Here is a 24,064-nt window from a genome sequence, read left to right as displayed (position 1 = left end):
CGCTCGATTGCCTAATGCGACCCACTATGCAGAACGTTTGCGAGTGCGACTGCTGCGTGATCGGAAATTTCCGCTTAGCATTTCGTCCTCGGTGGCTTCACGCATCAATGGTTGCGTGGGTTGCACAGCGGCGAGCAACTCATGCTCTCGCAAAAACTTGCTGACGATCTTCAATAACCCATCGCGGAAACGAGCGGGGTCCTGCCCTTCTTCGATCCATGCGCGGACCTCGATCCTTTGAGACGCTTGGCCTACACACACCAAAGTAGCTTGCGGGGCGGGCGCCAACAGAACGTCCGGTTGTGCAATCACAAGTTCTTGTAGCGTACGACAAAGATCGGCGGGCCGCTCATCTCGACTGACTGCGACTTCGATCGGAATCACATTCAATCGCCCTGCGCCCATCCAATTCACCACATCTTCGCTGACAAAATTCTTATTCGGGATAATGACTTCGCGTCCCTCGTCATCGGACAACACCGTCGTGCGAAATTTCTGTGCCGCAACACGTCCGGTGACACGTCCTACGGTAATCAAGTCTCCCAATCTCGCAGGTTTCTCAAACAGCACGACCAGTCCACCAAATAGGTTTCGCACCATGTCTTGCAATCCAAAGCCTAAGCCGATCGTCAGCCCCACCGCCAGCCACTGAATCGTTTGCCAGCGGACACCGACCCACTTACAAGCGACCAAACACCCCACGCCAAACAATAACACACGCCCGAGCACCAAGAAGAAGTGCTCCATCCCTTCATCGAATGAGACACGTTGTAAAACCAAAGCATCAAACAGTGCGGGCAGCAATTTTGCCAATTGAAACGCGACAAACAATGTCGCGGCCGCCAATAAAAGATGGAGCGCCGTTACGGGCGTCGATTCCATGACGGAGCTCGTGATTGTTTGACCCGAAGCATCAACCGAGCTTTGGGTGACCGTGTCCTGCACCGTCCAAACGACGGGATTTCCCATCCGCACATTGGGAAAGACATCGATCCAAAGCGAACCGAATGCAACGATTGCCCCCACCACCAATCCACATTGACACAGGAACGCGAGGTGGTGCTTCAGTTCGAGAAAATGTTCGCCTAGAACGCCGCTTACCTGAGATCCCGAGGAACTGCCCGTGTTAATTCGTCCGTATTCGTCGTATTGAGGCGACGGCATCGTGCCGGTTAGCATCTGCCAAATATTGGCCGAAACGATCTTCACGCCAGACCATAATGTCGCCGCAACCATTACAGACACCAACGTGATGATCGCGCGTCGTATCAACTCGGTTGACGTGTACCCATAGCCGAGCGCGGCGAGCACCAGCATCGCCAAGGGGAAACCGATCCCCGCCAAGTAGATTATAAACCGCACTCGATGGATCACGCTGCCGCCGAATTTGGCAATCCACGGTTCAAGGAAACCGCCGGTCGGACGAAAGGTCAGATGAGCGGTCAACGCGACCATCAACATCGCTGCCATCAAGCCGAATCGCGACACCGAGTCACGCCACATCCCGTGCTCAACCAAATTCATCAGCGTGATCACATACGCTGCCCAAACCAACCCGAACCCAACCAGCGTCAAGAACGCGGTCGCTCGTTCGCGGTGCGGCAGTTCTACCGCCACATGTTTTTCCATGTAACCGTGTTTACGAAGCAATTGCCGGGGCACTTCAACCATCAACGCTACCAAGCTCGCTGCGTACAACCCACTCGATGCGTGCAACGTCGATTCGGACACGACGCCAGTGCCCAACCAGCGAGCTAACACGTACAAAACCCCCGGAAACGCTAGCGCAACGAAGGTGGTTAAAACCCCCGCAGCCAACTTTCGCGTGTCCGCCGTCGCCTCACGCATCCGTTTGCGACTGCCAATATCAACCAACCATGATTTGGTTCGCCAACGCATCAGCAAAAACAAAACGATCGAAACCAACAATCCGATTCCAGCGATCGCATTCGCTTGCCATTTGCGCTTGATCGAGTATCCCAAGTCGGAGCTGCGACGGAAATCAAACAACGCTCCCAAACCGGCTCCCAAATTTCGCAGGTCGTCGATCCGAATCGGATCGCCACTGCGAATCCAAGTCACATGACGATCGATCAACGTTCGATATTCGCGAGTCAGTTTCGCCAATTCCGTGGTCGTCGAATCGAGCTCGGCCAATTTTCGTTGGTAATCATGATAGCCCTGTTGGAGTGCGGCTAACCATTCACGTCGCTGATCTAACAACGCCCTGACCTGGGATGCCAACACCATGCTCTGAACACTTGCTGCATCCAATCCAGCTTCGGCCAAAATTTCAGTGGTTTGGCCGCTGGCGTCGGCGCCGTTGTAGCGGACCATCTCCACTTCAAGCTGCTTCTGACGCGCGCGTCCGAGTTCTTCCGTTACAAAGAGTGTCACGGAACCGTTGCCCTGCCATGCGTCGAGCTGTTCCTTTTTGTGCCGCAGAAGCAAACCGACGGTAGGAGTCAAACCATAGTGCTCAAGTTTTGATCGAACGTCGTCAAGGTCACTCTTCGTCGTGTTCAGCTTCGCCGCGACGGCGCTGACTCGCTCGTTTAAGGCTTGATAATCTTCGGCCACATTGGCCCATTGCTCTGCATAGTTAGCGTTTTCGCCAGCAACCTTTGCCGCGACTGCTGGTATCGACATTCCCATCCGCCGGTACTGCGACACACTTTCTCGTGCCGATTGAATTCGCGTTTGCGTGTACGGTGTAACGAACGCTACGGGACCAACGTCGGATCGACTCGAGTTAGCAAGTTCACCGTTTCCAAAGGGAGGATTGGAATTCAATGGCCGAGTGCTTGCGAAACGGATAACGCCGTCACGCCGTGTCTCGGATCCGGAATCGAGACTGGAGTAGCCCGATGGAGACGCCGACGGAGTCGTTTCAAATGCGTTCTCAGGAACAACCGGTGTCGCTTGAAACGCCGAAGCGGAAGACCGATTCGATGCAGCATCCCGACTTTCCCTCGAAGCGGCGGTGGCGGTCCGTGAACCCGAATCGCGGTGGAACGCTGACGCAGACGAGTTCCCAGCCGAAGTCGATCCTTCCGAATTCCAGTACCGTTGCGGCTCACCGTAGCGGGAGGCCGACTCAACCGGATAAGACCCCGTGGGATAACTCGTCGTGGGATGGGAGTACGGAGCCTGATACGGATGCGGAGCGTTGAAAACTTGCCCCAAGCAATGACTGCACGTTGAACCTATCAACACTGCTGAAACGAGCAATATTTCGCAAATGACGAATCGTGTACCGAGCATCATGGTGGTGGCTGTCACTAACGTGGGATTGATTCAGTACAGGAACGCTTGGGAATCTTAAGCGATACTGGCCACCTGTTTCCGCCCCTCCGCTCAACGCATCGCGGCGGGGACGAGAAGTAAAATGGCCTCAGCTAATTGCGTCCGATTCCGAGTGCGTGGCTCCCCATGACCGCTCGCTGATCTGAGACGGGGGCGGCTTTGGAACTAGCACCGCAAACGGAGTAGGCTTAAGCCAGGCCGCGGTGGAAGACGGCACCCTTTGAAATACGCAAAATGCCCGATTTGCTCTACACCGATCGCGTTTCTCGGGGCCAAAAGAGTCACTTTTTTGCTAGAAGAGTAACCGCTCTGGAAAAAGCGGGGCGGCGCCCCCCCAATCGGCAGTAGCGAAGGCCTTTCACCGGCAATTTGCTAGCTTTGCGTTTGGGCTCGGTTCACGATCCGAACCGCGTTGTAAGCGAGACGAGGTGTCTTGATACGGGGACCGAGCCATACCGAGGCGGGCGGCGAGCGTTTGTATCAGCTGGACGACGCTACCCAGACGAAGTAGCCTGTCTCTATCGCATTTTTGTTGAATCGGATTGCCGGAAGGCTTGCCCCACTCAATCTGCAAGCGATGGCGTATGAGAGCGGATCGCTGAAAACGCATGGGAACTCGATCCGCCCCTGACACCGGTGGTCGGTTTGCTGGGGGGCGATTTACCGATGCAAGGGAATCGTGGCCTTAAGCACGCCCCTGTTTTGAAGCAACAAGCTCAAGCGGGGGTGACGCGATCATTTGGGTCCCCGCGACGTCTGACACTGTTTCCCATCGTAAATGTAGTAGAATAGCGAATGTGAAACCATTAAGATTCATCGTGAAATGTCGATCGATCGCGAGCGGGCTTCGCGGTCGAAAATAACGCGGTGCCACTGTGGTCGGTCGTTGATCGCGGCTTCACGTATCACGATACAATGAGTCCGAAAGGTTTCTGAACAATCGCTTGACCATTGGCATCAAGACAATGACTGTCGCTTCAGGACGCTCCCTCTTTATGCCAATCCTGCAAATTCGCTCGATGAAATGGTACTTGCCATTACTGATGCTTGTCGCAGGCGTGATCGGAAGCATCTATCTCTATCATCTGATGCGCACGCTTGATCAAAAAGCGATCGAAAAGGGTTTTCGCCGGTCAGCCGAAGAGCGGGTCGCGGTATTCGAATCCGAATTTGCCAGACCGATTGATCTCATCCGCGGAATCGAGTCGCTGTACCGCAGTTCACAAAGCGTCAATCGACGCGAATTCCACAGCTTCATCAATGGAATGAAACCGCAAACCATTGGATTCAATGCGATCACGTGGGTCAGCCACGTGGACGAATCACAGCGGATTGCGTACGAGCAGGGTGAATCGGTCTCTGAACAAGGGATTCTGCAGCGAACCGCGGAGGGTCAACTGCAACCTGCCTCACATCGCCCGGAATATTTGCCGGTAACCTACAAGTATCCGCCCAACAATTCACGAATCGAGCTCGGCGAAGATTTAAATGCAGATCCTCGCTTGCACGATACGTTTGCGGTCGCGAAGTCAACGAAGCGCATCACCGCGTCGCCTGCGCTGCCACGTCAAGAGGAAGGAGCGGGGCTTCAGGTGCTGCTGGTGTCTGCGGTTTTTGAGAAACCCGAGGATCGTTCTCAGACGCCCTCCCCAGAAAAGTTGAGGGGATTTATTGTCGGGCAGTTACGCTTAGATCAAGTGCTTGAGAATGCACTCGCACCGCTAGATCATGCGGGAATCGAAATCCGGTTGTTTGAGAATAGTGCGTCACTCGATGCACGCCACGCCTACCTGCATAGGTCGCGTCTCCACGAACATCCATCGGCGGAAACGAAATCCATTGGATTGTTTGGTGAAAAACCGACTGCATCGCTCCATTTCGACGGGTTTGTTGAACGCGCTGGACGAACGTGGACGCTGCACTGCACAGCGAACGCGGATTATGTGGCAATTCGCCGCGATTCGACTCCGCGTACCATGTTGCTACTCGGAATACTGACCTCTGGAATCGTCAGTGCATTTGTTGCTTACCTGTTCCGCAGAACGGAACTGGTGGAACGATTGGTGGTGGGACGGACGGCGGATCTGAATCAAGAAAAGTTGAAAGTCGAAGAGCAACTGGCCAAACAAGACGCTTTGGAAAAGGAGCTGGATGTTAGCCGCGAGCAGTTTAACGTGCTGATGCTCGGGTGCAACGACGGCATTTTCGAATGGAATTTAGAAACGAACAAGGTGTTCTTTTCGCCACGATTCCTGGACATGTTGGGCTACAATCGCGAAGACATTGGCGATGACGCTGACGCGGCGCTTCAGCTGGTGCATCCCGACGACCGAGACAATGTCTCCACCAAGCTCGATCAATACGTTCGCGGAGAATTAGAGAAATATGAAGTTGAATGTCGCATCCTGCACAAAGACCACCACTACGTGCACGTGCTCTCTCGCTGCTTTACCGTTTGCCGCGATGGAGACACGCATCCGAATCGCGTGGTGGGCAGTCACGTCGATCTGACCCAATGGAAACAACATGAAATTGAGCTGAATCAATTTAAAACCACGCTTGACCAGACCCATGATTCGGTCTTCATGTTGAACCCTCAGACCCTTCGTTTTTACTATGTCAACCAAGGAGCCACCAAACTGCTTGGCTATTCCGCGATGGAATTGTGCCAATTGGGCCCCCGGGATGTCGATGTCGGAATGTCAGCGGACGCGTTGCAGCGAATGGTGGCGAGCCTTTTGTCTGGCGAAAAACCGATGCAACGCGTTGAGACGGTCGTGCGGCGAAAAGACGGGCGAGATGTCCCTGTCGATCTTTTTGTGCAATACATTGCACCAGACGACGAACCCTCTCGCTTAGTCACCGTTGTCCGAGATATCTCCGAACGCAAAGAAAATGAGGCGGTTCTTGCTGAACGCAATCGGTTGGCGATGTTGACTGCGGATGTCGGGGTGGCGTTGTCACGCGCGGTTGCACTGGAGTCTGGCTTACAAGAGTGTTGCCAGTCCATGGTCAACCGATTGCAAGTATCGCTCGCGAGGATCTGGACCATGGATCCGACGCAGTCCGTCTTGGAACTGCAAGCCAGTGCGGGATTGTACACCCACCGCGACGGAGTCCATTCACGCATTCCCGTCGGGCAGCGCTGCGTGGGACGCGTGGCTCAGCGTGGCTTGCCGTATTCGACCAATGACTTGCAAAACGACATGGAACTTGAGGATCCGCTGTGGGCCAAGCATGAAAACTTGGTCGCCTTTGCCGGCTATCCGTTGATCGTCGGTGAGCACGTCGTTGGCGTATTGGCATTGTTTAGTGAGCACCCTTTGAAAGTCAACACGCTCGAATCACTGGCCTCGATCGCCGACACCATTGGCGTTTTTGTCGAACGCAAGCGGGCGGAAGACGAGTTACAGCAGACTCATCGTCAGATTTCGAAACTCTCGTTGGTCGCCAGCAAGACACAGCATGCCGTGTTCATCATGGACTCTAGCTGTCGTATCGAGTGGGTGAACGAAGCGTTTACGCAAATGAGTCAATACGAGTCGGACGAGGTGGTCGGGCGACGCCCCATGGATTTCTTGATTGGTCCCGATTCAGATTCCGAAACCATTCGTACAATTCGCCAAAAAATTGAGCGACGAGAAAGTATTGCGGTCGAAATTTTCAATTACAAAAAGTCAGGCGATGGGCATTGGATCGACCTGAAGATTGACCCGGTGTTTGATAGTGCCGGCGAGTTGTGCAATTTCATTGCGACCCAGATTGACATTACGCAACGCCGAGAGAATCAGCAGGCGCTGATTGCAGCGAAGGTGGAAGCCGAGCGAGCGAGCAGTGCGAAGAGCGAGTTTTTGGCAAGCATGAGTCACGAGTTGCGAACGCCTCTAAACGGTGTCATTGGCATGACGGAATTGCTTGCCGATTCTCCACTGGATGATCGACAGCGTCGCTTCGTTAGCGCTTGCCAAAGTAGCGGCAAGGCATTGCTGGCGTTGATCAGCGACATTCTTGATTTTTCTAAAATCGAAGCGGGCTCCATGGAACTAGAACAGCACCCCTTTGATCTTCCTCAGTTACTTGAAGACGTGGTGCGCAGCATGCCGCCACGATTGGAAGACAAAAGTGTGCAACTCAGCCATTCGATCGACCCCGCCATCGCGTTGCGTCTTGTGGGCGACAGCCATCGCTTGCGTCAAGTCTTTGTGAATCTGTTGAGCAACGCGATTAAATTTACCGATCGGGGAGAAATCAACCTACGAGTCGAACACCAAGAACAATCGGAGCGTGGCGTCACCCTACTCTTCTCGATCACCGATACAGGAATTGGCATCCCTGCCGATCGCCTGAATCGGTTGTTTCAGTCGTTTTCACAGGTCGATAGCTCCATCAATCGAAAATACGGTGGCTCGGGACTTGGCCTTTCGATCTGCAAAGCGATCGTCGAAAAAATGGGGGGACAAATCGGCGTCGAGAGTCGTGAAGGCGTTGGTTCTCGGTTTTGGTTTACTGCCAACTTCCGCTTGTGCGAAGCGGGGGATTTGCCCGCACTCGATGAAGCCTCGCTTGTGCCGAAACCAGCGATGGAAAAGAAAGCGTCTGGAACCCGTATCCTGTTAGCCGAAGACAACAAAATCAACCAACTCTTTACACGCGAGATGCTGTCCCGTTTTGGTTGGAATTGTGATGTGGTGGAAAACGGCCTTGAGGTACTCAAGGCGTTAGCGGGCAAATCTTACGACATCGTGTTGATGGATTGCCAGATGCCGACGATGGACGGATTTGTGACGACGAAAAAAATTCGCGAATCGGAAGCAAAGAAAAAGAACGGGAAGGATACTCCCCTAGTCATCGTTGCTCTCACCGCCAATGCCATTCAAGGCGACCGGGAACGATGTCTCAATGCGGGGATGGATGATTACCTTGCAAAGCCATTCGAACCGACTCAATTGAGGTCAACCATTGAGAAATGTTTTGCCGAAGTCGCGCGCAGGTCCGTCTGTGAGCACGTTGGAAAATGATCATACAAATCACGCATCACGACACAGGAACAGCGCCACGCACTTGTCCTTACTAGCATCAACAAAGCAAAGGGACAGAGCATCTTGCTGGGGCACGTGGTTCTACCTCCGTCGACTGGACGCATCCCATTGGGGACAGAGCACTTTGCTGGCGGCAAGCGAACCTCGATAGCCATCCCCCCGCAAAAGCGCTCTGTCCCTCAGTGAGAACCTCCAAGAGGGGACAGAGCATTTGGCCGGGGTGCGTGGCTCTAGCTCGGTCGATTGGACGCTGAGGATCCGCATCTTCAGACGGTTGCGGACGCCAAGATGGAGCGATGAGTGCCCCACCGCTCGCGCGAAGCGGCCGGCAATGGGCAATGGGCAATGGGCAATGGGCAATGGCAATGGCAATGGCAATGGCAATGGCAAAATACAGCTGCAACCCACCGTCGTGGGCACCTGCTCGCTAGAACCCAAAAGAAATATTACGTGCTAGCTACGAAGCACTCGTCAACAGCTCACGCGCCCGCCGCCGGAGATGGTAGCGGCGGTGCGTCCGATGACTACGCATCGAATCGACACGCTCGGGTCGACCCGCAACCGTGCAAAACAGGCTCATCCGCTGGGAATCAATGTCACCGACTTGCAGGTTGCGAGCTTCCTCGAGCCGCAAGCCCATCGAGTAGGTCGTCCAAAAGAAGGCTGCAATCCGCTCGACTCGGCAGGCGTCGATGATGCGGTGCACCTGTTCGATGGTAAGCACCTCCGGCATCGTTTTGGACCGCTGCAGCTTCATCGTGGCGAGCGTCTGCCAGTTCCGCTTGCAGGTTCGCGAGTAGAAGAACTTGATACCTGAGAAGGCTACACGAATGGAACCGTACGCGAATTGTTTTTCGTTCTTGAGGTACAGGAAGTATCGCCGCAGTTCGGCTTCGGTGATTCGGTTGGGGCGTTTTTCGCAGTAGTCGGCCAGTTGTCGCACGGCTCGCAGATAGCCGTGCACGGTGCGTTTGCTCATACCGGCAAGCTGCAGGTCTTCGTTCATGTTCTGATAGAGCTTGCCGTCGAAGTAGGGAGAAGCGGCAGGGAGGTTGTCGTAGTTGACCATGGTGGAACCTTGTTGAGAGGGTAAAGAAAACAACAAGGAAACATGCCTGCGCCGTGAGCACCTGCTAAACTAACGATCGAAAAACCCAACCACCCCGCCGCGATAGCGGCTTACTTGAACCATCGCTTGAACCGAAGTCGCGGGCTGAGGCTTATGGCGAGGTCCATGCCTGGACATGAGTGGCGAACTGATACTTGAATTTGTTCTATTATGCAGCGAACCATGCCGCACAACGAAGGACGGCTGTCGCGAAATGACCGATGGAGACTCAACCGTCCGTCCTCGCTGATAACTGCCTTTTGTGCCTACGTGAAACAAGTTAAATAATGACACTATCTGCAATGCTTATGACCGCCAAGCGACTCCCGTCGGGTATCGGCGGGATCCTATTGGTTTACTTCATATTGGGTGCATCGGGATGTGGGGGACCGGCTCCCAAGCCCTTAAACGTGGCGGCTGACAGTGTCGCATCGCTCGATCCACACGTGCCATTTTTGCTGCCCGCAAATACGCAGCTCGAAGCAATGAGCAAGTGCGTCGTGTCCTTCCCCGGCGCGGATCTATTTGAAGAGGGTGAAGTGATCGGGGAGGTTGTCGTCGTTGACAATGATGCGTTGATCTATCTTGCGCCAAATAAACAGGTAATCGCAGTGACACTTGAACATGGACAGTCCATGTCAATAACGAAACCACGCACGATTACGGTCGACGAAACGGATGCGGCACCTTGTCGCTTTAAGGTGACGCGGCCAGACGGCACCTAACCATGCGATCGTGACGGAGCAGCGGTGGCACGCTGTTCCGCCAGCTTGCAAGTTAACTCCCGCCACCTGCACATCACGACCATTAGGCGTAGATTTAAATGATGCACTCAACAGGCGTCTGGTGTGACCGCGTGCAGGGCGGTGAAGGGATCCTTCGTCACTTTGACGCCAGCGCAGATCTTGAACCTCTATTCCTCATCAACCTGCATTACGACTCGCGATCGCTTGATTTTGAATTAGTTTCATTCACCGCTCCATTGCGAACCGCCCCCAAATGGCCGAAGGGCCTGGATGGAGGCACGCGTCTGCGGCTAATCGGTTCCACAAATCGCTTGAACATCAACGCGCCGGCCTTTTTCTGCGAAACGTCGCTTGAAACAATTGACTGCAAGATGAAAGGCGTTGAATGGCGTGAAGGTAAGTTTAACGAGAGAGAATTCGACGGCGTGATGCTGGAATTACGCCAAAACGGGGACTTGGTCATCAACGCCGAATGTGCTGCACTGCGCCTTGGTGGAATTCAGCCATTCGATAACGATGAAGCCGACCGCTATAGGAACCCTGAGAGATATGCCTAACGATTGCCTGAACCGGAGCGTCTGAACCGGAGCGGCGAATTCGGCGAATTTTCAAGCCAACGCTTAACTTCGCTGCCCGGTTACGCTGGTCGTTATTCGCCAGAGAGACATCATGACAATCAAACGCATGGACAACGTCGGCATCGTGGTGGAAGACATCGACACCGCCGTCATATTCTTCACGGAGCTGGGCCTTGCTCTCGAAGGCCGGATGACAATCGAGGATGAATGGGCCGGCCGCGTCACCGGCTTGCGTGGCCAGCGTGTCGAAATTGCAATGAGGTGCACACCTGACGGCCACAGTCGATTGGAGCTCTCTCGCTTTGACGCCCCGGCCATTAAATCCGATCACCGCACAGCTCCTGTGAACTCGCTTGGATATCTGCGTGTCATGTTCGCGGTTGACGACCTTGACGACACGCTCTCGCGGATCGGCAAACTTGGCGCGACGGTGGTCGATGAAGTCGTCAACTACCAGGACAGATACCGGCTATGCTACATTCGCGGCCCTAAGGGAATTCTGATCGGTCTTGCTCAACAGCTTGGTCAGCCAGAGACCCGAACGAATCCTATGAAACAAAACGAATGAGACTACGAAAATACCGAATACCAATGCGATGCACCGGCGCCGCGAAGCCGGTCAGTTTGGCAATGGACTTTCATTCGTCGCGGCCGCTGATCGCGGTCGTTCTGCCATCGAATCCCATCAACGGAATGACGTAACACAATGGTTTTTCTTGGCGTCTGCATTTACGCACTTGCTTGTGTCGTCACCGCGTTCGCATTGGCTTTTTTCATCGATGGAACGCTTCCGAGCAGTACGCCGTTCGGGCCTGAATCACTTGGCTTTAATGGAATCATGATCGGTATGGCAATGATGCCGGAGCATTTCTTCTTGGTGCCACATATGGCTGGTTCTCAGGAAACGGACGGCAATCCAAACTTGATTCCTTTTCGATACGGATTCTCACCTGCGAGCTGCGTTTTCATGTCTGCTGCGGCGATCGGAATTCTTCAATCGATCGTGGTGTTCTTTCTGTGGCGAACAGCAACCACTGCGACTCAATTTGACATCGCAAATTCCTTATGTGGTATCGTGACTTTTGCGCTCGTCGTGCTGGACGGAGTATTGCTTGCGTCAGTATCCGCCAATGCCCTTGCCTTGGAATCCCACGGTGATGGCAAACCGGTTCGGCGCCGCAAAAATGGCAGCACCGCATCATAAACCGGAGACCGCCATGGCGAGATTTCAAATGGCTGCCACCTTGGGCGATCCCGGTTATAGCAAACGCTACCCGTCTGATATCAAACGAGTACCGTCGCCACGCTGGAACGCTTTGCATTACTCGCAGTTCGATTCGCATCGTCTACCGTTCTTGCTGTCGATCCTTCACAACCTAGCTCGGCAACTTATGCGTTTGACGTTGGGACGTAAAATGTACGTTCGGAACACGCGACGGTTCTGAGGCCAACTACCGATGAAACGGGCGAACGTGGTTTGCGAGTGACAACCACTGTGCGGAAGATCGCAGATACGATGCGGGATACCGCGAAACAGTCCGGCCCGGCGGACAACCCCAAAACTGCACTGGAGCGTCGGTGGCAACACGGTTCGAAGCCGAAGGTCAATTCCCGTTGCCCAGTGAATTCACACGTTACACAGCGAATCGGCAGACAGACCTTACCCCTCGCATGATCGTCTTTGGACGACTACACCCCAGCACAGGAGACTCTGATGCAATACCGAGTTATCGCGTTCGCATTTGCTTTACTTTCCGTTACCTCGTTGGCTTTCAGTGACGATCCTGATCCAGCGAAGCAGGCTAAACATCCCGCCGGGTTTACGAACCTGCAAAGGCTCGGGATTGCGATGCATGGATACCACGACATTTTTGGCCGCTTTCCGCCTGCTGTGCTTTACGCTCCCGACGGCAAAACCAAGTACAGTTGGCGCGTCGAACTGTTGCCCGTCCTTAAGCACTACGTTGACGGCATCGACAATGATGCACTGAACGCCAATACCACTCGTGAGCAGTATGCCGCATTGATCAAAGCATGCGGTTACGACATCGATCAACCGTGGGACTCGGAGCCAAACCGGGAGATCCTCAATGCCATGCCTGCCGTCTACAGGCATCCCAGCGATGCCCCCGAATCAAATCATTCCGCCTTTTACGCGATCGTTGGCAGTGGCACGGCCTTTGATCCCAACGTGACATCCACCTACACCGATATCAGAGCGTGGCCCGGCACCACTTTAATGCTGGCCGAATCGCGCAGTCGGGAGCCGTGGACAAAACCCATCGACATTGCCTATTCGGCCGACACGGTTATTCCTCGGTTTGGCGGCTTTAGTTCAAACGGTTTTATGACAGTCAGTTGTGATGGTGGCGTTCACTTTGTCTCTGACGCCGTTTCTCCAGCGGACCTTCGGTCGTACATTACGAAGGACCAATCAGACAGATTCAGCATACCGGGAATCCCCGCTGCGTATTAGCAGCACCTCCGCACACCTCATTGGGCTTAACGTTGCCTAGGCTACGTTTTGCAGCTTCGCCGCTTTGAGGATTTATGCCGAAAGACTTCTGCCGAGGTGCTTAGCACCTCGGTCTCGCGTGACTGCGCAACAAACTCGGCATGCCTTCCCAAACATTGCGATACAGGCCTTTGACCTTTCCACAATGCACCACGATCGTGATGACGAAAGCCGCCTCATGTATAAGAAATAAGTGCACAGAGTCATGAAACCATTGAAACACCTTCGATCGGCTGGCAGTCGCTTTTCGACTTCGCGAACATCCACGACGGGATCCATCTTGCGTGGATCGTGCTCGGACGGTCCGCCGAACTTGTATTTCGTATTGCGTGGCCGTTAGATTCAACGACTCAATACACCCCAAGACTTTGCCGCATCACAAGTCGCGCCTAATCATGACATTCATACGAAGATCGCGATGACGCGTTTTTTGACATCGATGCCGTACGATGCGATCTCAGTGATGGCAAATCGAGATCCCGCTGACGCGATCCGTGGCATGCCGTGAACCCATACGAATCTGCACCTGCCGTTCCGCCACCTCGCCGCTCCCTCCGTCTGCGCCTAGTGCCGTCCCGGAAACGAATTGCCTGGAACGCTTCCGTTGCACTACTCGCGTGCATTCTGTACGCGGACCGCTACTCGCAATTCACACCTTCGCTTGCCAGGGTACTTGCAAGCCGCTTTGACGACATCTACGCGTTTGTGGCCATTGCCCGGTTGGCAAACCTTCTTACTCCCTTGTTTCTGCTATTCGCATTCACCACGGTATTCTTCTCCAAACGTGTCGTGATGCTCCGGCTCGTCTTATTGCTTCCCGTTTTTCTCGATTGTTTTCTATCGCGTTCCTGCCCGGATTGGTGACTTCGTCTCATTGTTCGTCTACCTGGCGCTGGTCTCTTCGATTCTGGCGACTGGACTGGGGTGGCCCGCATTCGCTCGAAATTATTTCCGGCGTTCTCGCGGCTCATCGATTCCTGCCCCTCACGTCCATTAACAACGGGATGCATGCCGCGCGGCAGCGAGTTGGCAAGCGGACTCTCGTGGGTCACCGCCGGGTGACCACCACCGTTCTGGCATGGAAGAAATCGCGAGGCCGATCCCGTGGTTCGCGTTGGTACCGTCAACGCTCGAAATCGTTGGACACCGCAGACGTTTTGAATTGGACGCCGCCCCGTCGAGACTTTTTCTCCATTACATGACTGGCAAAAACATGTGGGAAAAAGAGATGCGTGACGTGGGAAAAAAGCTCAGTGTCGCGATCGCCCCAAATCTATTCTTCATTTTTTTGCCAAACATCTTGTTGTCGTCCAAGACGATCAACGCGGTCGGATTGAACAGGAGGGCGCAGAGGACACGGAGACGCTGGTCCATTCTCGTCTGTTTTGTTTGACCGATTGTTTGCCCTAAAACGCCGCCAGTTCTTCCGAACGCTTGGATATTTGCTGGCCGACATCTGCTCCCCACATCTTCTAACCCTCTATTTTCTAACCTGCCTGTCCGGCGTCCCGCATTGCTGCTGCAAAAACAAATTGGTCAAGATGCTCTGTCCCCGTTGGCACCCGTTGGCACTGCCCCCTTTGGCACCAAGTCGATCAGCGCGGTCGGATTGAACAGGAGGGCGCAGAGGACACGGAGACGCTGGTCCATCCTCCTCTCCTCTCTCCGTTTCCTCCTGTTCGTTCACTTCTTCTTGTCGCGAACAGCCCACGCTCCATCGTTCGCGGCCAAATCTTGCGCCGCCGATCGAACACTGGTATCGTTTTTGGGGGAGTACTTATTTCTGACGGTGGCTCGTCCGCTTGGATCGGGTGACCACCACCGTTCTGGCATGGAAGAAATCGCGAGGTCGATCCCGTGGTTCGCGTTGGTACCGTCAACGCTCGAAATCGTTGGACGTCGCAGACGTTTTGAATTGCACGCCGCCCCGTCGAGACTTTTTCTCCATTAAATGACTGGCAAAAACATGTGGGACAAAAAGATGCGTGACGTGGGAAAAAAGCTCAGTGTCGCGATCACCAGGATCTATTCTTCATCTTTTTGCCAGACATCTTTTTGTCGCCCAAGACGATCAACGCGGTCGGATTGAACAGGAGGCCGCAGAGGACACGGAGACGCTGGTCCATTCTGCTCTGTTCTCTCCGTTTCCTCCTGTTCGTTCATTTCTTCTTGTCGCGAACAGCCCACGCTCCATCGTTCGTGGAAAAATCTTGCGCTGACGATCGAACACTGGTATCCTTTTGGAGTGCACTTTTCTGATGCTCGGGTCAACACCCGGCCCCAAACAGCCAGAATCAAGTGGTGCCTCCGATTCCTTGAAAATGCGTCGCCTGATGGTAGCTCGTCCGCCGGTCCTCGCTGATCATTGTCGATATCGGACAAAGAATGCTCCACATCGGTGTGGGGCCTGGGGGGGCATCATCTATTTTGAATCTTCCACGACTTACTGGTAACAGCCTGTCGCCGCTACCGCGGCTAGCCTGCACTTTTCATTCGCGTGATTGGCAGGCAATTTTGCACTTGCGGGATCGGCCGCGAATCGAAGGGACTTCTAACAATCTCGATGGTCTTGGTGCGGCGTTGGGTGCGGGAAGAAGGTTTTGCAAACCGGGAACACAAAGCGTATTCTAAACTTCGAAAAACACCGTTCTACGTGGCCGACGCCGGACGTCGGTGACGTTTAGGATACGCGTCATTGATCCGATTGAGATGCAATGCACAAGCAATGTACGAGGCAGCGAAGTCGATGAGTTCAAACAAAGGCAAAGGAATTACTGTCTTGGGTGCTTCGGTAATCATTCTCTTTACGATTACCGGCATCGCTTATTCGCAATGGCAGCGTCCTGATCCAACAGGCGAGAGAGTCCTCTTTACTCATGAAGGGCGAGAACGACAGTATCGAATTTTTGTTCCCGAGCGCTACAACGATAACACCACGACACCGCTAGTCCTCTGTTTTCACGGCGGAGGAGGCAGCGATGATCAGGCGTCCGCAATGGGTTTGACGCAATTTGCAAAAAAGAAGGGGTTCATCGTCGTTTATCCGAATGCGATCAATAAACATTGGAACGACGGTCGCGAGTCGGAGCTATTCGTTGAGCATGACAATTCGATTGACGATGTTGCGTTCGCGATGGCGGTGATTAATCGAGTCAAGGACGAATACACGATTGATTCGGATCGAATCTTTTCGATGGGCATTTCCAATGGTGGATTCATGACCCAGCGACTTGCGATCGAACATTCGGAAACGTTCTCGGCAGTGGCAATCGTGATCGCTACTATGGCAAAACCACTCAAAGAATCATTTGCTCCAAACCATCCAGTCTCCATCCTTTATCTAAATGGAACGATGGATCCCATCGTTCCCTACGACGGTGGCGAAGTGGTGATCAACCTCTTCCCCAGGCTCGCGAAGTTCAGTTCGAAGCCAAGCAAGAGTCGTGGTCATTGCATTTCGACCGACGAGGCCATCGAGCTTTGGTTGAAGCAAAACGGTATTGCAAATCAAGCTGCGGTTACCAAGCTCGCGGACAAAGACGCATCCGACGGTTGTTCGATCGAAAGATCTTTTTGGTCTGGCGGAAAGCGAGATACGAACGTCGCACTTTACAAAGTCGTTGGCGGAGGACACTCGTTGCCGGGACGCGACATCCGCATGCCAGAAAACATCGTTGGAAAAACGAATCAGGATATCGATGGATTCGAAGTGATATGGGACTTTTTTGAGAGTCATGGCCGCAAACCGGCAGCCAGCAATGCATCGTCGGACGACGCTAGCGAAGGTTAGCCATTGGATACTGCATTCGCGATACTGTCGTTTTCCGTGCCCGCCGTTTTTGCTTTCACGATTCGCAGCAAGACTCGGGCGATCCTGTGGGGCACCATCTGGTTTTGGTTGCTGATGGTGACAGCCGGACAATACAACCTTGCCAGTGACTCGCAATACAACAGTTTGGCTCCAGGTTTATCGATCGTGGCCGGTTGGATCCCAGGACTGATCTACGCCCTGATTTGCATCGCAGCTGCAGCGTTAGTTTCTGGGGTTTACTCTGCGTTCACATCTCGATCAGATCGATAAATTCCAATGGCAACCGTGTGCCAAATCGGCTCCTGCCCCTTTTTCCGCTCCACATGAGAACCGTGGATGACCACTTGCGGTAATGAAAATTGGCAAAATGATTGGCGGGCAAAATGATTTAAAACCCAAGCCGCCTCCATCCTGGAAATCATCTTGCCGAATAATCATTCTGCCAAACCCATGCACATGAGAACCGCGGATGACCACTTACGGCGATGAAAGTTGGCAAAATGATCGACGGGCAAAATGATTTTAGACCCGACCGCCTCGATCCTGGAAATCATTTTGCCGAACAATCATTCTGCCAAACCCACGCACACGAGAACCGCGGATGACCACTTACGGCGATGAAAGTTGGCAAAATGATTGACGGGCAAAACGATTTAAAACCCAACCGCCTCGATCCTGGAAATCATTTTGCCGAATAATCATTCTGCCAAACCCATGCACACGAGAACCGCGGATGACCACTTACGGCGATGAAAGTTGGCAAAATGATTGACGGGCAAAATAATTTTAGACCCAAGCCGCCTCCATCCTGGAAATCATTTTGCCGAATAATCATTCTGCCAAACCCATGCACACGAGAAACGCGGATGACCACTTACGGCGATGAAAGTTGGCAAAATGATTGACGGGCAAAATGATTTAAAACCCAAGCCGCTCGATCCTGGAAATCATTTTGCCGAACAATCATCCTGCCAAACCCACGCACACGAGAACCGCGGATGACCACTTACGGCGATGAAAGTTGGCAAAATGTTTGACGGGCAAAATGATTTTAGACCCGACCGCGTCGATCCTGGAAATCATTTTGCCGAACAATCATTCTGCCAAACCCACGCATACGAGAACCGCGGATGACCACTTACGGCGATGAAAGTTGGCAAAATGATTGACGGGCAAAATGATTTAAAACCCAAGCCGCCTCCATCTTGGAAATCATTTTGCCGAACAATCATTCTGCCAAACCCATGCACATGAGAAGTCGCTTCGCTCCGATGCGTGGAAGTATGCACGGTGAATATGGAGTGCCGCCATCTTACCGAAGAATGTGGCGGACTTCCTGGTAACAGAAAAAGCCCGCTGCGGCGGACTCTGCCAACGCCGCTTCACTCTAGGGTATCGTGCCGGTGACTCGTGATTCAGTCCGGAAACCTTTTGATCGGTTCACCGAGGCTGAAACTTGCCCGAGTGATTCTAAAAGACTAACTTCATTCATGATGGTCTCCCCGTCGGTTGCAGCCGACGAAAATTGGAAAGTTGCGGAGAGGCAGAGTCAGCTCTCCGGGAGACCATCTTTCAACAATGATTGGGACGCTTCCTGTTGCAAGCAGGATCAGAAACAGTGACCCCGTGGCCATGAAGCACGACGCTATGGCAAAGGAAGACTCTTTCGAGCGGGCGAGCCGAGAGGGGGGCGAGCCGAGAGGGGGCAACGGGGGTCTGGGGTGGTGTAAAGGGCGAGAAGTTACACCAGAATCTACACCCGATTTCCGACATCAAGAGTCTTCAGGACTCTTTAAGGGCAGAGGGCCTTTCGAAAGACACGCTGGAAAACGCGGCAAAAGACGTGTTATGCCGACTTGTGGCCCTTAACGGGATTTCGGCTAGCTGCCCCACTAGGGAGCGAACAATCACCAAAAAGCCCGTGTTTTTGGCGGTTTCCGGATTCTGGGGTGTACTCTGGGGTGTCATTGTCTGAGTTGCTCGCGATCTGGAAGCGTCTGTCTGCACCTGAACAAGCTCACGTACTAGCAACCGCTCGACAATTCGCCGCAAAGAATAAGCCTACAACAAATGGCTAGAATCCCCCCATTTCGCATGGCAAGTTCCAAGAGCTTGCGTAATCCCTCATCCACAGGTAGAATTTTCAGCATGTATACGTCTTGGTGGGGGACGCATACGACAGGAGCCAATAAAATGGCAGAAAACAGAAGCGATGCGTTCTACGTCGAGGTACTTCTTCCTCCAAGTGTTTGGAAGCCGCTCACCCAGAGCTACCCCTACAATCTCGGCTTCGGCACAGGTTATCGTCACTCCGATTTCCGAGATGCAAATTGCGAGCGTTGGGATTCCATCATTCGTCCTGATCAACTAACGCTTGGTTCGCCCAACGAATATAAAGAGGTGACCTATGGCTCTTTCGAAACCATGGCCGAAGGGGTGAATCTTTCGAGAGGTATCTCCAATTGTCTAGCATCGTCCAAAGATTATGGACGAGAGCTTTTCGCAATCCGAATATCTACAAATTTCGGTAGAGCCGTTCTCGATTCTTGGACGGGGGAAACAGGTGGCGAGAACTAGTCTTTTGTAGAGGTCGCGATAGTTCTGTGATTAGCGAATCGGTAGCCATACTCGTGAGAGGGTACGGCCGCCCTTATGCCACAGGATGCCGGTTCACATCACCCCGCCTTCAAAACCCTCCCGCCCCCTACGAGCACCCCGACCCGTCCACCCGCTACAGCACGCAAGGCCGAACACCGCTGAACCGTTAGCGGGGCAGCCGGCACGGGAAGCACGGCCGCACCGGCAGCCGGATGGGTCCTTCTGTTCGTACTGAAGTGGCAATTTGCGTATCTGTGGTATCCGGTTGGAACGGCGGTTCAACTAGGCCTGCCCGGATCACACAAGCAATCCGTATCGCCCGAGCAGCGGACGCAGCGGCAACGCTTGGGATAACTGCAGGGGCGTTGCAAGTGGGAGAACGGAAACCTACGGCCGTAGGGTTTCGTGCGGTTCCGGATAGCAGCAACATGGGACAATGACGGGTTTCTCGCTGCGTCACGGCGGGTCTGGGACACTGCAACGGGGAAGGCGGATTGTAGATTGAGATACCTTGTCACCAAGGCGATATCCTGAGCTGAATATTCCCTCTTCTGGCATTCCCGGATGCGTTGACACTGCCGATTGGGAGGCCGGAACGTGTTGGGCAGTCTGTCAACGTCCGATAACTTGCGCTACGTTGCACCGGATAGGCAAGAAACGTTGCGTTTAACGTGTTGCCCGCTTGGGCAATATGAATTGCTTAGGAAACAGGCACCGATTATTGACGCAACCCGTAGTCATTGTCATTGCAGCCGATGTCTCTGCGGAACTGCGAACGATTCGCGAGGTATTCCTCCATTGAACACGTTTCGGCTCGCTCAAGAGCCGTACGACGGGACACGGCTTTCGCTTTCTCTTGGCGGGATATACGCTCCCTGAAAGCTTTCTCAGCGGCAGCCTCAGCGGCTGCAGCTGCATCGGCCTTGGCTTGGTCACTCAGCAAAGTGTACTTTGGTTCCGTCATAACTCACTTAGCTCCCAGTAGGGTTTCGACGCTCAGCTTGCGGCCCTTCCCACAGACCGCGTCTTCGTCGTTCCAGCCTGCGCGGACTCGCGAGTGAATCAGGCCGTAACTCTGGCCTGAGATCTTCGCCCATTCTACGATTGATCGCGTCACGCCGTTGATTGTGAGAGCGTGTTTTGGTTGATCCTTACCGTAGACTGCGTCCTTGTCGTTCCAGCCTTGGTACGATCGGCAGTAGATCGTTTTGTAATCAGTCCCTGTAATTTTCGCCCATTCAGAGACGGAATGCGTGACACCGTCTACTGTGAGTTTCGGCCCGGTCTGCTTCCCGTAGACCGCGTCCTTGTCGGTCCAACCGGCTAGCAGTCGATTGTAGATCAACCCGTATGAGTTACCCGTTGCATATGCCCATTGAGCAAGAGACTTTGGGTCTCCGTCGATCGTTAGTACTCGTTGCATTTAAATTCCCGAATAGTGTGTTGTTATTTCTCTAACTACAACTTGTTCGTGAGCATTGAAATAAATCGAGAATTCTTGAAATTGATAGGGGAGGCAGCGGCTGCGTTAAAGTCTATGGACTACGGTCGGCCTAACCGTGAGAGAGTTGCCGGAGTCACATGCACCACGGGGATCAAGCCACCCTCAAGAGGGGCATCCAGTCCGGCGTTCCCAGGACCATTAGGCTCAGGGGCTCCGGTGACTCAGAAATATATTTTGAATTTCGCAAGATTCTCGTCCAAAACCGCAGCAGTCGCGAACAAGTTAATAGTTCGGCCCTAGAGAAGCTGGCGAGAATCGCCGCAAGCCCCCTACAAGGAGGGCAAAATCGTCAAAACGCGTTTCACGTAATTTGCGGTCTAGATCCCGTTTTGGGGTGTTTTCTTCAAATAAACCTACGGTAGGAAAGTTAGTAAGTAGTAGAGAGATCTTTTATAGAGGGACTTGTTTTGCGAAAATCGGCCCTAATCTCGATTTAGCCTGCAAAACACGTGAAACTGACTGTAACGGCTTGTTGTTTTCCCTAAAGGCTCCCGGCTGCAGACTCCGGCTTCAGTCTCTCGTTGCGGGTTGCATCAGTAATTCAGGTTGAAGGGGCTCCGGTACAACAAGCTGCTGTAAGAGGCTAGGAATCTGTTGCAATCGATTGTTCGCGGACTATACTGGGGTCTATCGAGATTGAGCGTTCATCCCCTATAGGGTTAAGCCTTCGTGCCATCTCGGCATCCGTCGGAGACGGTTAGAATTTGACCACCTGCGATGGCCGATGCTATTGCTAAAACTTCTCGCGTACAGACGGACGTCTGACGAATCGGACGAGAACCCACAGACAATTTCGTCGTTGTGGGTTCTCTCTCTGGAATCCGATTCAGTGCTATCGCGTAAACAAACCCTGTCTAATCTTCAAGCCAACCTCACTTGGCTACAAAAGCAAACCGAAGCTAAAGCCAGCCGGTCGGCTACCCGCCGCATTGACGCCGCCCTTCGAGCCAGCAACCTCTGTTGTTGCTGCTTGGATATCCTCGAATGTGCCCCACCTTCCTCGATTGACGTTGATCGATGGCTAGACCGCGTCAGTGGTCGCCGTTCGTCTCTCGACCGAATCGAGATCAACTTCCACAAGACAGTAGGGAACCGCCATGCAAGAGCGTTGGTGGCGGTCACGATTGAAGTCGTCAGAGCGATGACTTGGGTTGACTCATTCGACGTCGGCCTGCTTCACGTCCGTATGCCTGCGACGGCTAGCCGTGCCAATCTGGACAAAGCCAATGAGGCAAAACGAGAGCGTCTGAAAGCGATCGAAAATCGAGCGAACACCATTCTTGGTGTAGATACACCAGGGTCTGCTGGCTGTGTAACAATTCAAAATCCCGAGAGCCGTTTGAGTGCGGAAAACGCGGTGTTTTTGAAGGGCCCGAAAAGGATGAAATCTCGTTTTTGCGATCGGCCGGAATTGAAGATTGGTGAAAACGCCATCGTTCGCGTTACGGATCTTGCCAAGGACATCGAAGCGGTCGAAAGGATGGTGTCGGCGTGATCAGTATCGACACAGAAGCATTGGCAGAAGCGATAGCAGAAGCCATCCTTGCGAAGCTGCCACCGCGTCCAGAGCCACCAGCTACACAGCACTTGCTGGTGAGTTCAACCAAACTGGCAACTATGCTAGGGATCAGCAAACCCTTTATTGACCGCCTTCGCAGTGAAGGCAAAATCCCGAGTATCCAAGTCGGCACCCGGCGATTGTACGAACCGTCCGAAGTAGTCGCAGCATTGAGGAAACAGAATGGCGTCGATCAGTAAGGAAAAACGCAACGGGATTATCAATTGGCGTCTGCAGTTTCTGTACGAGGGTAAGCGTCACTCGATCCGGCTAACCGACAACCAGAAACGACGTGCCGAGAACGTTAAGCGTCACATTGAAGAGTTAGTACGTGCGAAGCGATCGGCTGGACAACCGGAACCATCGACCGCTCTCTGGGCTAACGATTTGAGTGGTACGCTACACGAGCGGCTGGTGCGTGTCGGTTTGATAGACGCTAAGCGAGTCAACGGAGACGCCGCACGGCTTCTGAAGCCGTTTGTGGATTCCTATATTGAAGACCGAACCGATATCGCACAGTCTACGGTCGATGCATACGAGTACGCCCGAGACTACTTGGTAGAGCACTTCGGAGAACACAAGCCGATTGCAGCTATCACGGTTGCCGACGCTGAGCAATGGAGACGATGGCTATTAGCCCGACCGGTTGCTTGGGACGATGACGGCAATACCACCAAGACGATGGCAGAATCAACCGTATCGAAGCTGGTTAAGAGAGCCAAGACAATCTTCAAGCACGCCGTCAAGTCTCGCCTGATCACTGAGAGTCCCTTTGAGGACATCAAGGCAGGTGGGGAAGTCAACCGGGATCGGGATCACTTCATCACTCCGGCAACCGCTAAGAAAGTGTTGAAGGCCTGCCCTGACCCTCAGTGGCGGTTGATCTTCGCCCTTGCTCGATTCGCTGGACTCCGGCGGTGTGAGATCCTATCCCTGAATTGGGACGACGTACTGTGGAATCAGGGGCGGTTGCGTATCGACTCGCCAAAGACAGGCGTGCGAGAGTGCCCGATCTTTCCTGAGTTATTGCCGTATCTCAAACAGGCGTCCGATCAGAGGCCTGAGGGGTCGACCCGCTGCATTCACCGATACCATCGACTTGCGAACCTTGGGACGCAATTAAACCGAGTCATCGAGTCGGCAGGCGTGACGCCTTGGGTAAAGACGTTTCAGAACCTACGGTCTACGCGTCGGACGGAGTTGCAAGAACAGCACCCGGACCATGTGATAAACGCTTGGCTAGGTCACTCCAGCAAGACAGCCGCAAAGCATTATTTGCAGGTCACTGACGAACACTGGGA

The 24,064-nt window shown here is 53.5% G+C and carries 17 protein-coding genes and 2 pseudogenes; 15 read left to right on the top strand and 4 right to left on the bottom strand.

What is annotated here, in order from left to right:
- Positions 1-24: 24 nt before the first annotated feature.
- On the bottom strand, positions 25-2,655 hold the full coding sequence (locus tag Pla52o_RS22120; RefSeq protein WP_146596833.1) for a mechanosensitive ion channel domain-containing protein: 2,631 nt from the start codon (positions 2,653-2,655) through the stop codon (positions 25-27).
- Positions 2,656-2,867: 212 nt separating this feature from the next.
- On the opposite strand from Pla52o_RS22120, the gene Pla52o_RS27550 reads away from it, so the two are divergent.
- Together Pla52o_RS27550 and Pla52o_RS22110 are read left to right on the top strand one after the other, a co-directional pair.
- Complete coding sequence (locus Pla52o_RS27550; protein ID WP_146596802.1) at positions 2,868-3,173, top strand: hypothetical protein; 306 nt, start codon at positions 2,868-2,870, stop codon at positions 3,171-3,173.
- 1,098 nt (positions 3,174-4,271) lie between these two features.
- Positions 4,272-8,324 carry a PAS domain S-box protein gene (locus Pla52o_RS22110; protein WP_146596801.1) on the top strand — a complete coding sequence of 1,351 codons (4,053 nt, stop codon included), beginning with the start codon at positions 4,272-4,274 and terminating at the stop codon, positions 8,322-8,324.
- A 478-nt stretch (positions 8,325-8,802) separates the two neighbouring features.
- Here Pla52o_RS22110 and Pla52o_RS22105 read toward each other — a convergent pair whose 3' ends face one another.
- Positions 8,803-9,414, bottom strand: coding sequence for a tyrosine-type recombinase/integrase (locus Pla52o_RS22105; protein WP_146596800.1), 612 nt, complete (start codon positions 9,412-9,414; stop codon positions 8,803-8,805).
- Positions 9,415-9,740: 326 nt separating this feature from the next.
- Between Pla52o_RS22105 and Pla52o_RS22100 the strand changes: the two genes are divergently transcribed.
- The 9 genes from Pla52o_RS22100 (at position 9,741) to Pla52o_RS22070 (ending at position 17,373) form a co-directional block, all read left to right on the top strand.
- Positions 9,741-10,178, top strand: coding sequence for a hypothetical protein (locus tag Pla52o_RS22100; protein ID WP_146596799.1), 438 nt, complete (start codon positions 9,741-9,743; stop codon positions 10,176-10,178).
- Positions 10,179-10,309: 131 nt separating this feature from the next.
- Positions 10,310-10,756: a hypothetical protein gene (locus Pla52o_RS22095; protein ID WP_146596798.1), complete on the top strand. Its 447-nt coding sequence runs from the start codon at positions 10,310-10,312 to the stop codon at positions 10,754-10,756.
- Between the two features lie 112 nt (positions 10,757-10,868).
- The gene (locus tag Pla52o_RS22090; protein WP_146596797.1) at positions 10,869-11,345 is read left to right on the top strand and encodes a VOC family protein; all 477 of its coding nucleotides are present in this window, start codon (positions 10,869-10,871) and stop codon (positions 11,343-11,345) included.
- Complete coding sequence (locus tag Pla52o_RS27120) at positions 11,342-11,479, top strand: hypothetical protein (RefSeq protein ID WP_197169426.1); 138 nt, start codon at positions 11,342-11,344, stop codon at positions 11,477-11,479. Before Pla52o_RS22090 ends, Pla52o_RS27120 begins: the two co-directional genes overlap by 4 nt.
- 4 nt (positions 11,480-11,483) lie before the next feature.
- Positions 11,484-11,981 (top strand): hypothetical protein, encoded by a 498-nt coding sequence (locus tag Pla52o_RS22085; RefSeq protein ID WP_146596796.1) that lies wholly within the window; start codon positions 11,484-11,486, stop codon positions 11,979-11,981.
- Positions 11,982-11,994: 13 nt separating this feature from the next.
- Complete coding sequence (locus Pla52o_RS27545; RefSeq protein WP_231612553.1) at positions 11,995-12,222, top strand: hypothetical protein; 228 nt, start codon at positions 11,995-11,997, stop codon at positions 12,220-12,222.
- A gap of 236 nt (positions 12,223-12,458) precedes the next feature.
- A complete protein-coding gene (locus Pla52o_RS22080) occupies positions 12,459-13,253 on the top strand; it encodes a DUF1559 family PulG-like putative transporter (RefSeq protein WP_146596795.1) in 795 nt (264 codons plus the stop codon).
- Between the two features lie 2,785 nt (positions 13,254-16,038).
- Positions 16,039-17,082: an alpha/beta hydrolase family esterase gene (locus tag Pla52o_RS22075; RefSeq protein ID WP_197169425.1), complete on the top strand. Its 1,044-nt coding sequence runs from the start codon at positions 16,039-16,041 to the stop codon at positions 17,080-17,082.
- Positions 17,083-17,085: 3 nt separating this feature from the next.
- Positions 17,086-17,373 carry a hypothetical protein gene (locus tag Pla52o_RS22070; protein ID WP_146596793.1) on the top strand — a complete coding sequence of 96 codons (288 nt, stop codon included), beginning with the start codon at positions 17,086-17,088 and terminating at the stop codon, positions 17,371-17,373.
- A gap of 1,174 nt (positions 17,374-18,547) precedes the next feature.
- Here Pla52o_RS22070 and Pla52o_RS22065 read toward each other — a convergent pair.
- Positions 18,548-18,737 (bottom strand): annotated as a pseudogene (locus tag Pla52o_RS22065) (hypothetical protein); the annotation flags it as partial.
- Positions 18,738-19,296: 559 nt separating this feature from the next.
- On the opposite strand from Pla52o_RS22065, the gene Pla52o_RS22060 reads away from it, so the two are divergent.
- Entirely contained in the window at positions 19,297-19,680 is a 384-nt protein-coding gene (locus tag Pla52o_RS22060) for a hypothetical protein (protein WP_146596792.1), read from the top strand.
- 988 nt (positions 19,681-20,668) lie between these two features.
- Here Pla52o_RS22060 and Pla52o_RS22055 read toward each other — a convergent pair.
- Positions 20,669-21,124: a hypothetical protein gene (locus Pla52o_RS22055; protein WP_146596791.1), complete on the bottom strand. Its 456-nt coding sequence runs from the start codon at positions 21,122-21,124 to the stop codon at positions 20,669-20,671.
- A gap of 910 nt (positions 21,125-22,034) precedes the next feature.
- On the opposite strand from Pla52o_RS22055, the gene Pla52o_RS22050 reads away from it, so the two are divergent.
- The 3 genes and pseudogenes from Pla52o_RS22050 to Pla52o_RS27960 form a co-directional block, all read left to right on the top strand.
- On the top strand, positions 22,035-22,700 hold the full coding sequence (locus tag Pla52o_RS22050) for a hypothetical protein (protein ID WP_146596790.1): 666 nt from the start codon (positions 22,035-22,037) through the stop codon (positions 22,698-22,700).
- Positions 22,697-22,963, top strand: a complete 267-nt coding sequence (locus tag Pla52o_RS27540; protein ID WP_231612552.1) for a helix-turn-helix domain-containing protein — start codon at positions 22,697-22,699, stop codon at positions 22,961-22,963. Before Pla52o_RS22050 ends, Pla52o_RS27540 begins: the two co-directional genes overlap by 4 nt.
- Positions 22,947-24,047, top strand: a pseudogene (locus Pla52o_RS27960) (tyrosine-type recombinase/integrase); the annotation flags it as partial. The gene Pla52o_RS27540 and the pseudogene Pla52o_RS27960, both read left to right, overlap by 17 nt.
- Positions 24,048-24,064: the final 17 nt, after the last annotated feature.

It is taken from the genome of Novipirellula galeiformis (assembly GCF_007860095.1).
Taxonomy (GTDB): Bacteria; Planctomycetota; Planctomycetia; order Pirellulales; family Pirellulaceae; genus Novipirellula; species Novipirellula galeiformis.
This window is presented reverse-complemented; position numbering and strand designations above follow the sequence as displayed.

Bases quoted from the DNA above. Each gene is read 5' to 3' on its own strand.
- Pla52o_RS22120 (WP_146596833.1), bottom strand. From the start codon at position 2,655: ATGGGAATGTCGATACCAGCAGTCGCGGCAAAGGTTGCTGGCGAAAAC.
- Pla52o_RS27550 (WP_146596802.1), top strand. From the start codon at position 2,868: ATGGAGACGCCGACGGAGTCGTTTCAAATGCGTTCTCAGGAACAACCG.
- Pla52o_RS22110 (WP_146596801.1), top strand. From the start codon at position 4,272: ATGACTGTCGCTTCAGGACGCTCCCTCTTTATGCCAATCCTGCAAATT.
- Pla52o_RS22105 (WP_146596800.1), bottom strand. From the start codon at position 9,414: ATGGTCAACTACGACAACCTCCCTGCCGCTTCTCCCTACTTCGACGGC.
- Pla52o_RS22100 (WP_146596799.1), top strand. From the start codon at position 9,741: ATGACACTATCTGCAATGCTTATGACCGCCAAGCGACTCCCGTCGGGT.
- Pla52o_RS22090 (WP_146596797.1), top strand. From the start codon at position 10,869: ATGACAATCAAACGCATGGACAACGTCGGCATCGTGGTGGAAGACATC.
- Pla52o_RS27120 (WP_197169426.1), top strand. From the start codon at position 11,342: ATGAGACTACGAAAATACCGAATACCAATGCGATGCACCGGCGCCGCG.
- Pla52o_RS22085 (WP_146596796.1), top strand. From the start codon at position 11,484: ATGGTTTTTCTTGGCGTCTGCATTTACGCACTTGCTTGTGTCGTCACC.
- Pla52o_RS27545 (WP_231612553.1), top strand. From the start codon at position 11,995: ATGGCGAGATTTCAAATGGCTGCCACCTTGGGCGATCCCGGTTATAGC.
- Pla52o_RS22075 (WP_197169425.1), top strand. From the start codon at position 16,039: ATGAGTTCAAACAAAGGCAAAGGAATTACTGTCTTGGGTGCTTCGGTA.
- Pla52o_RS22060 (WP_146596792.1), top strand. From the start codon at position 19,297: ATGGCAGAAAACAGAAGCGATGCGTTCTACGTCGAGGTACTTCTTCCT.
- Pla52o_RS22055 (WP_146596791.1), bottom strand. From the start codon at position 21,124: ATGCAACGAGTACTAACGATCGACGGAGACCCAAAGTCTCTTGCTCAA.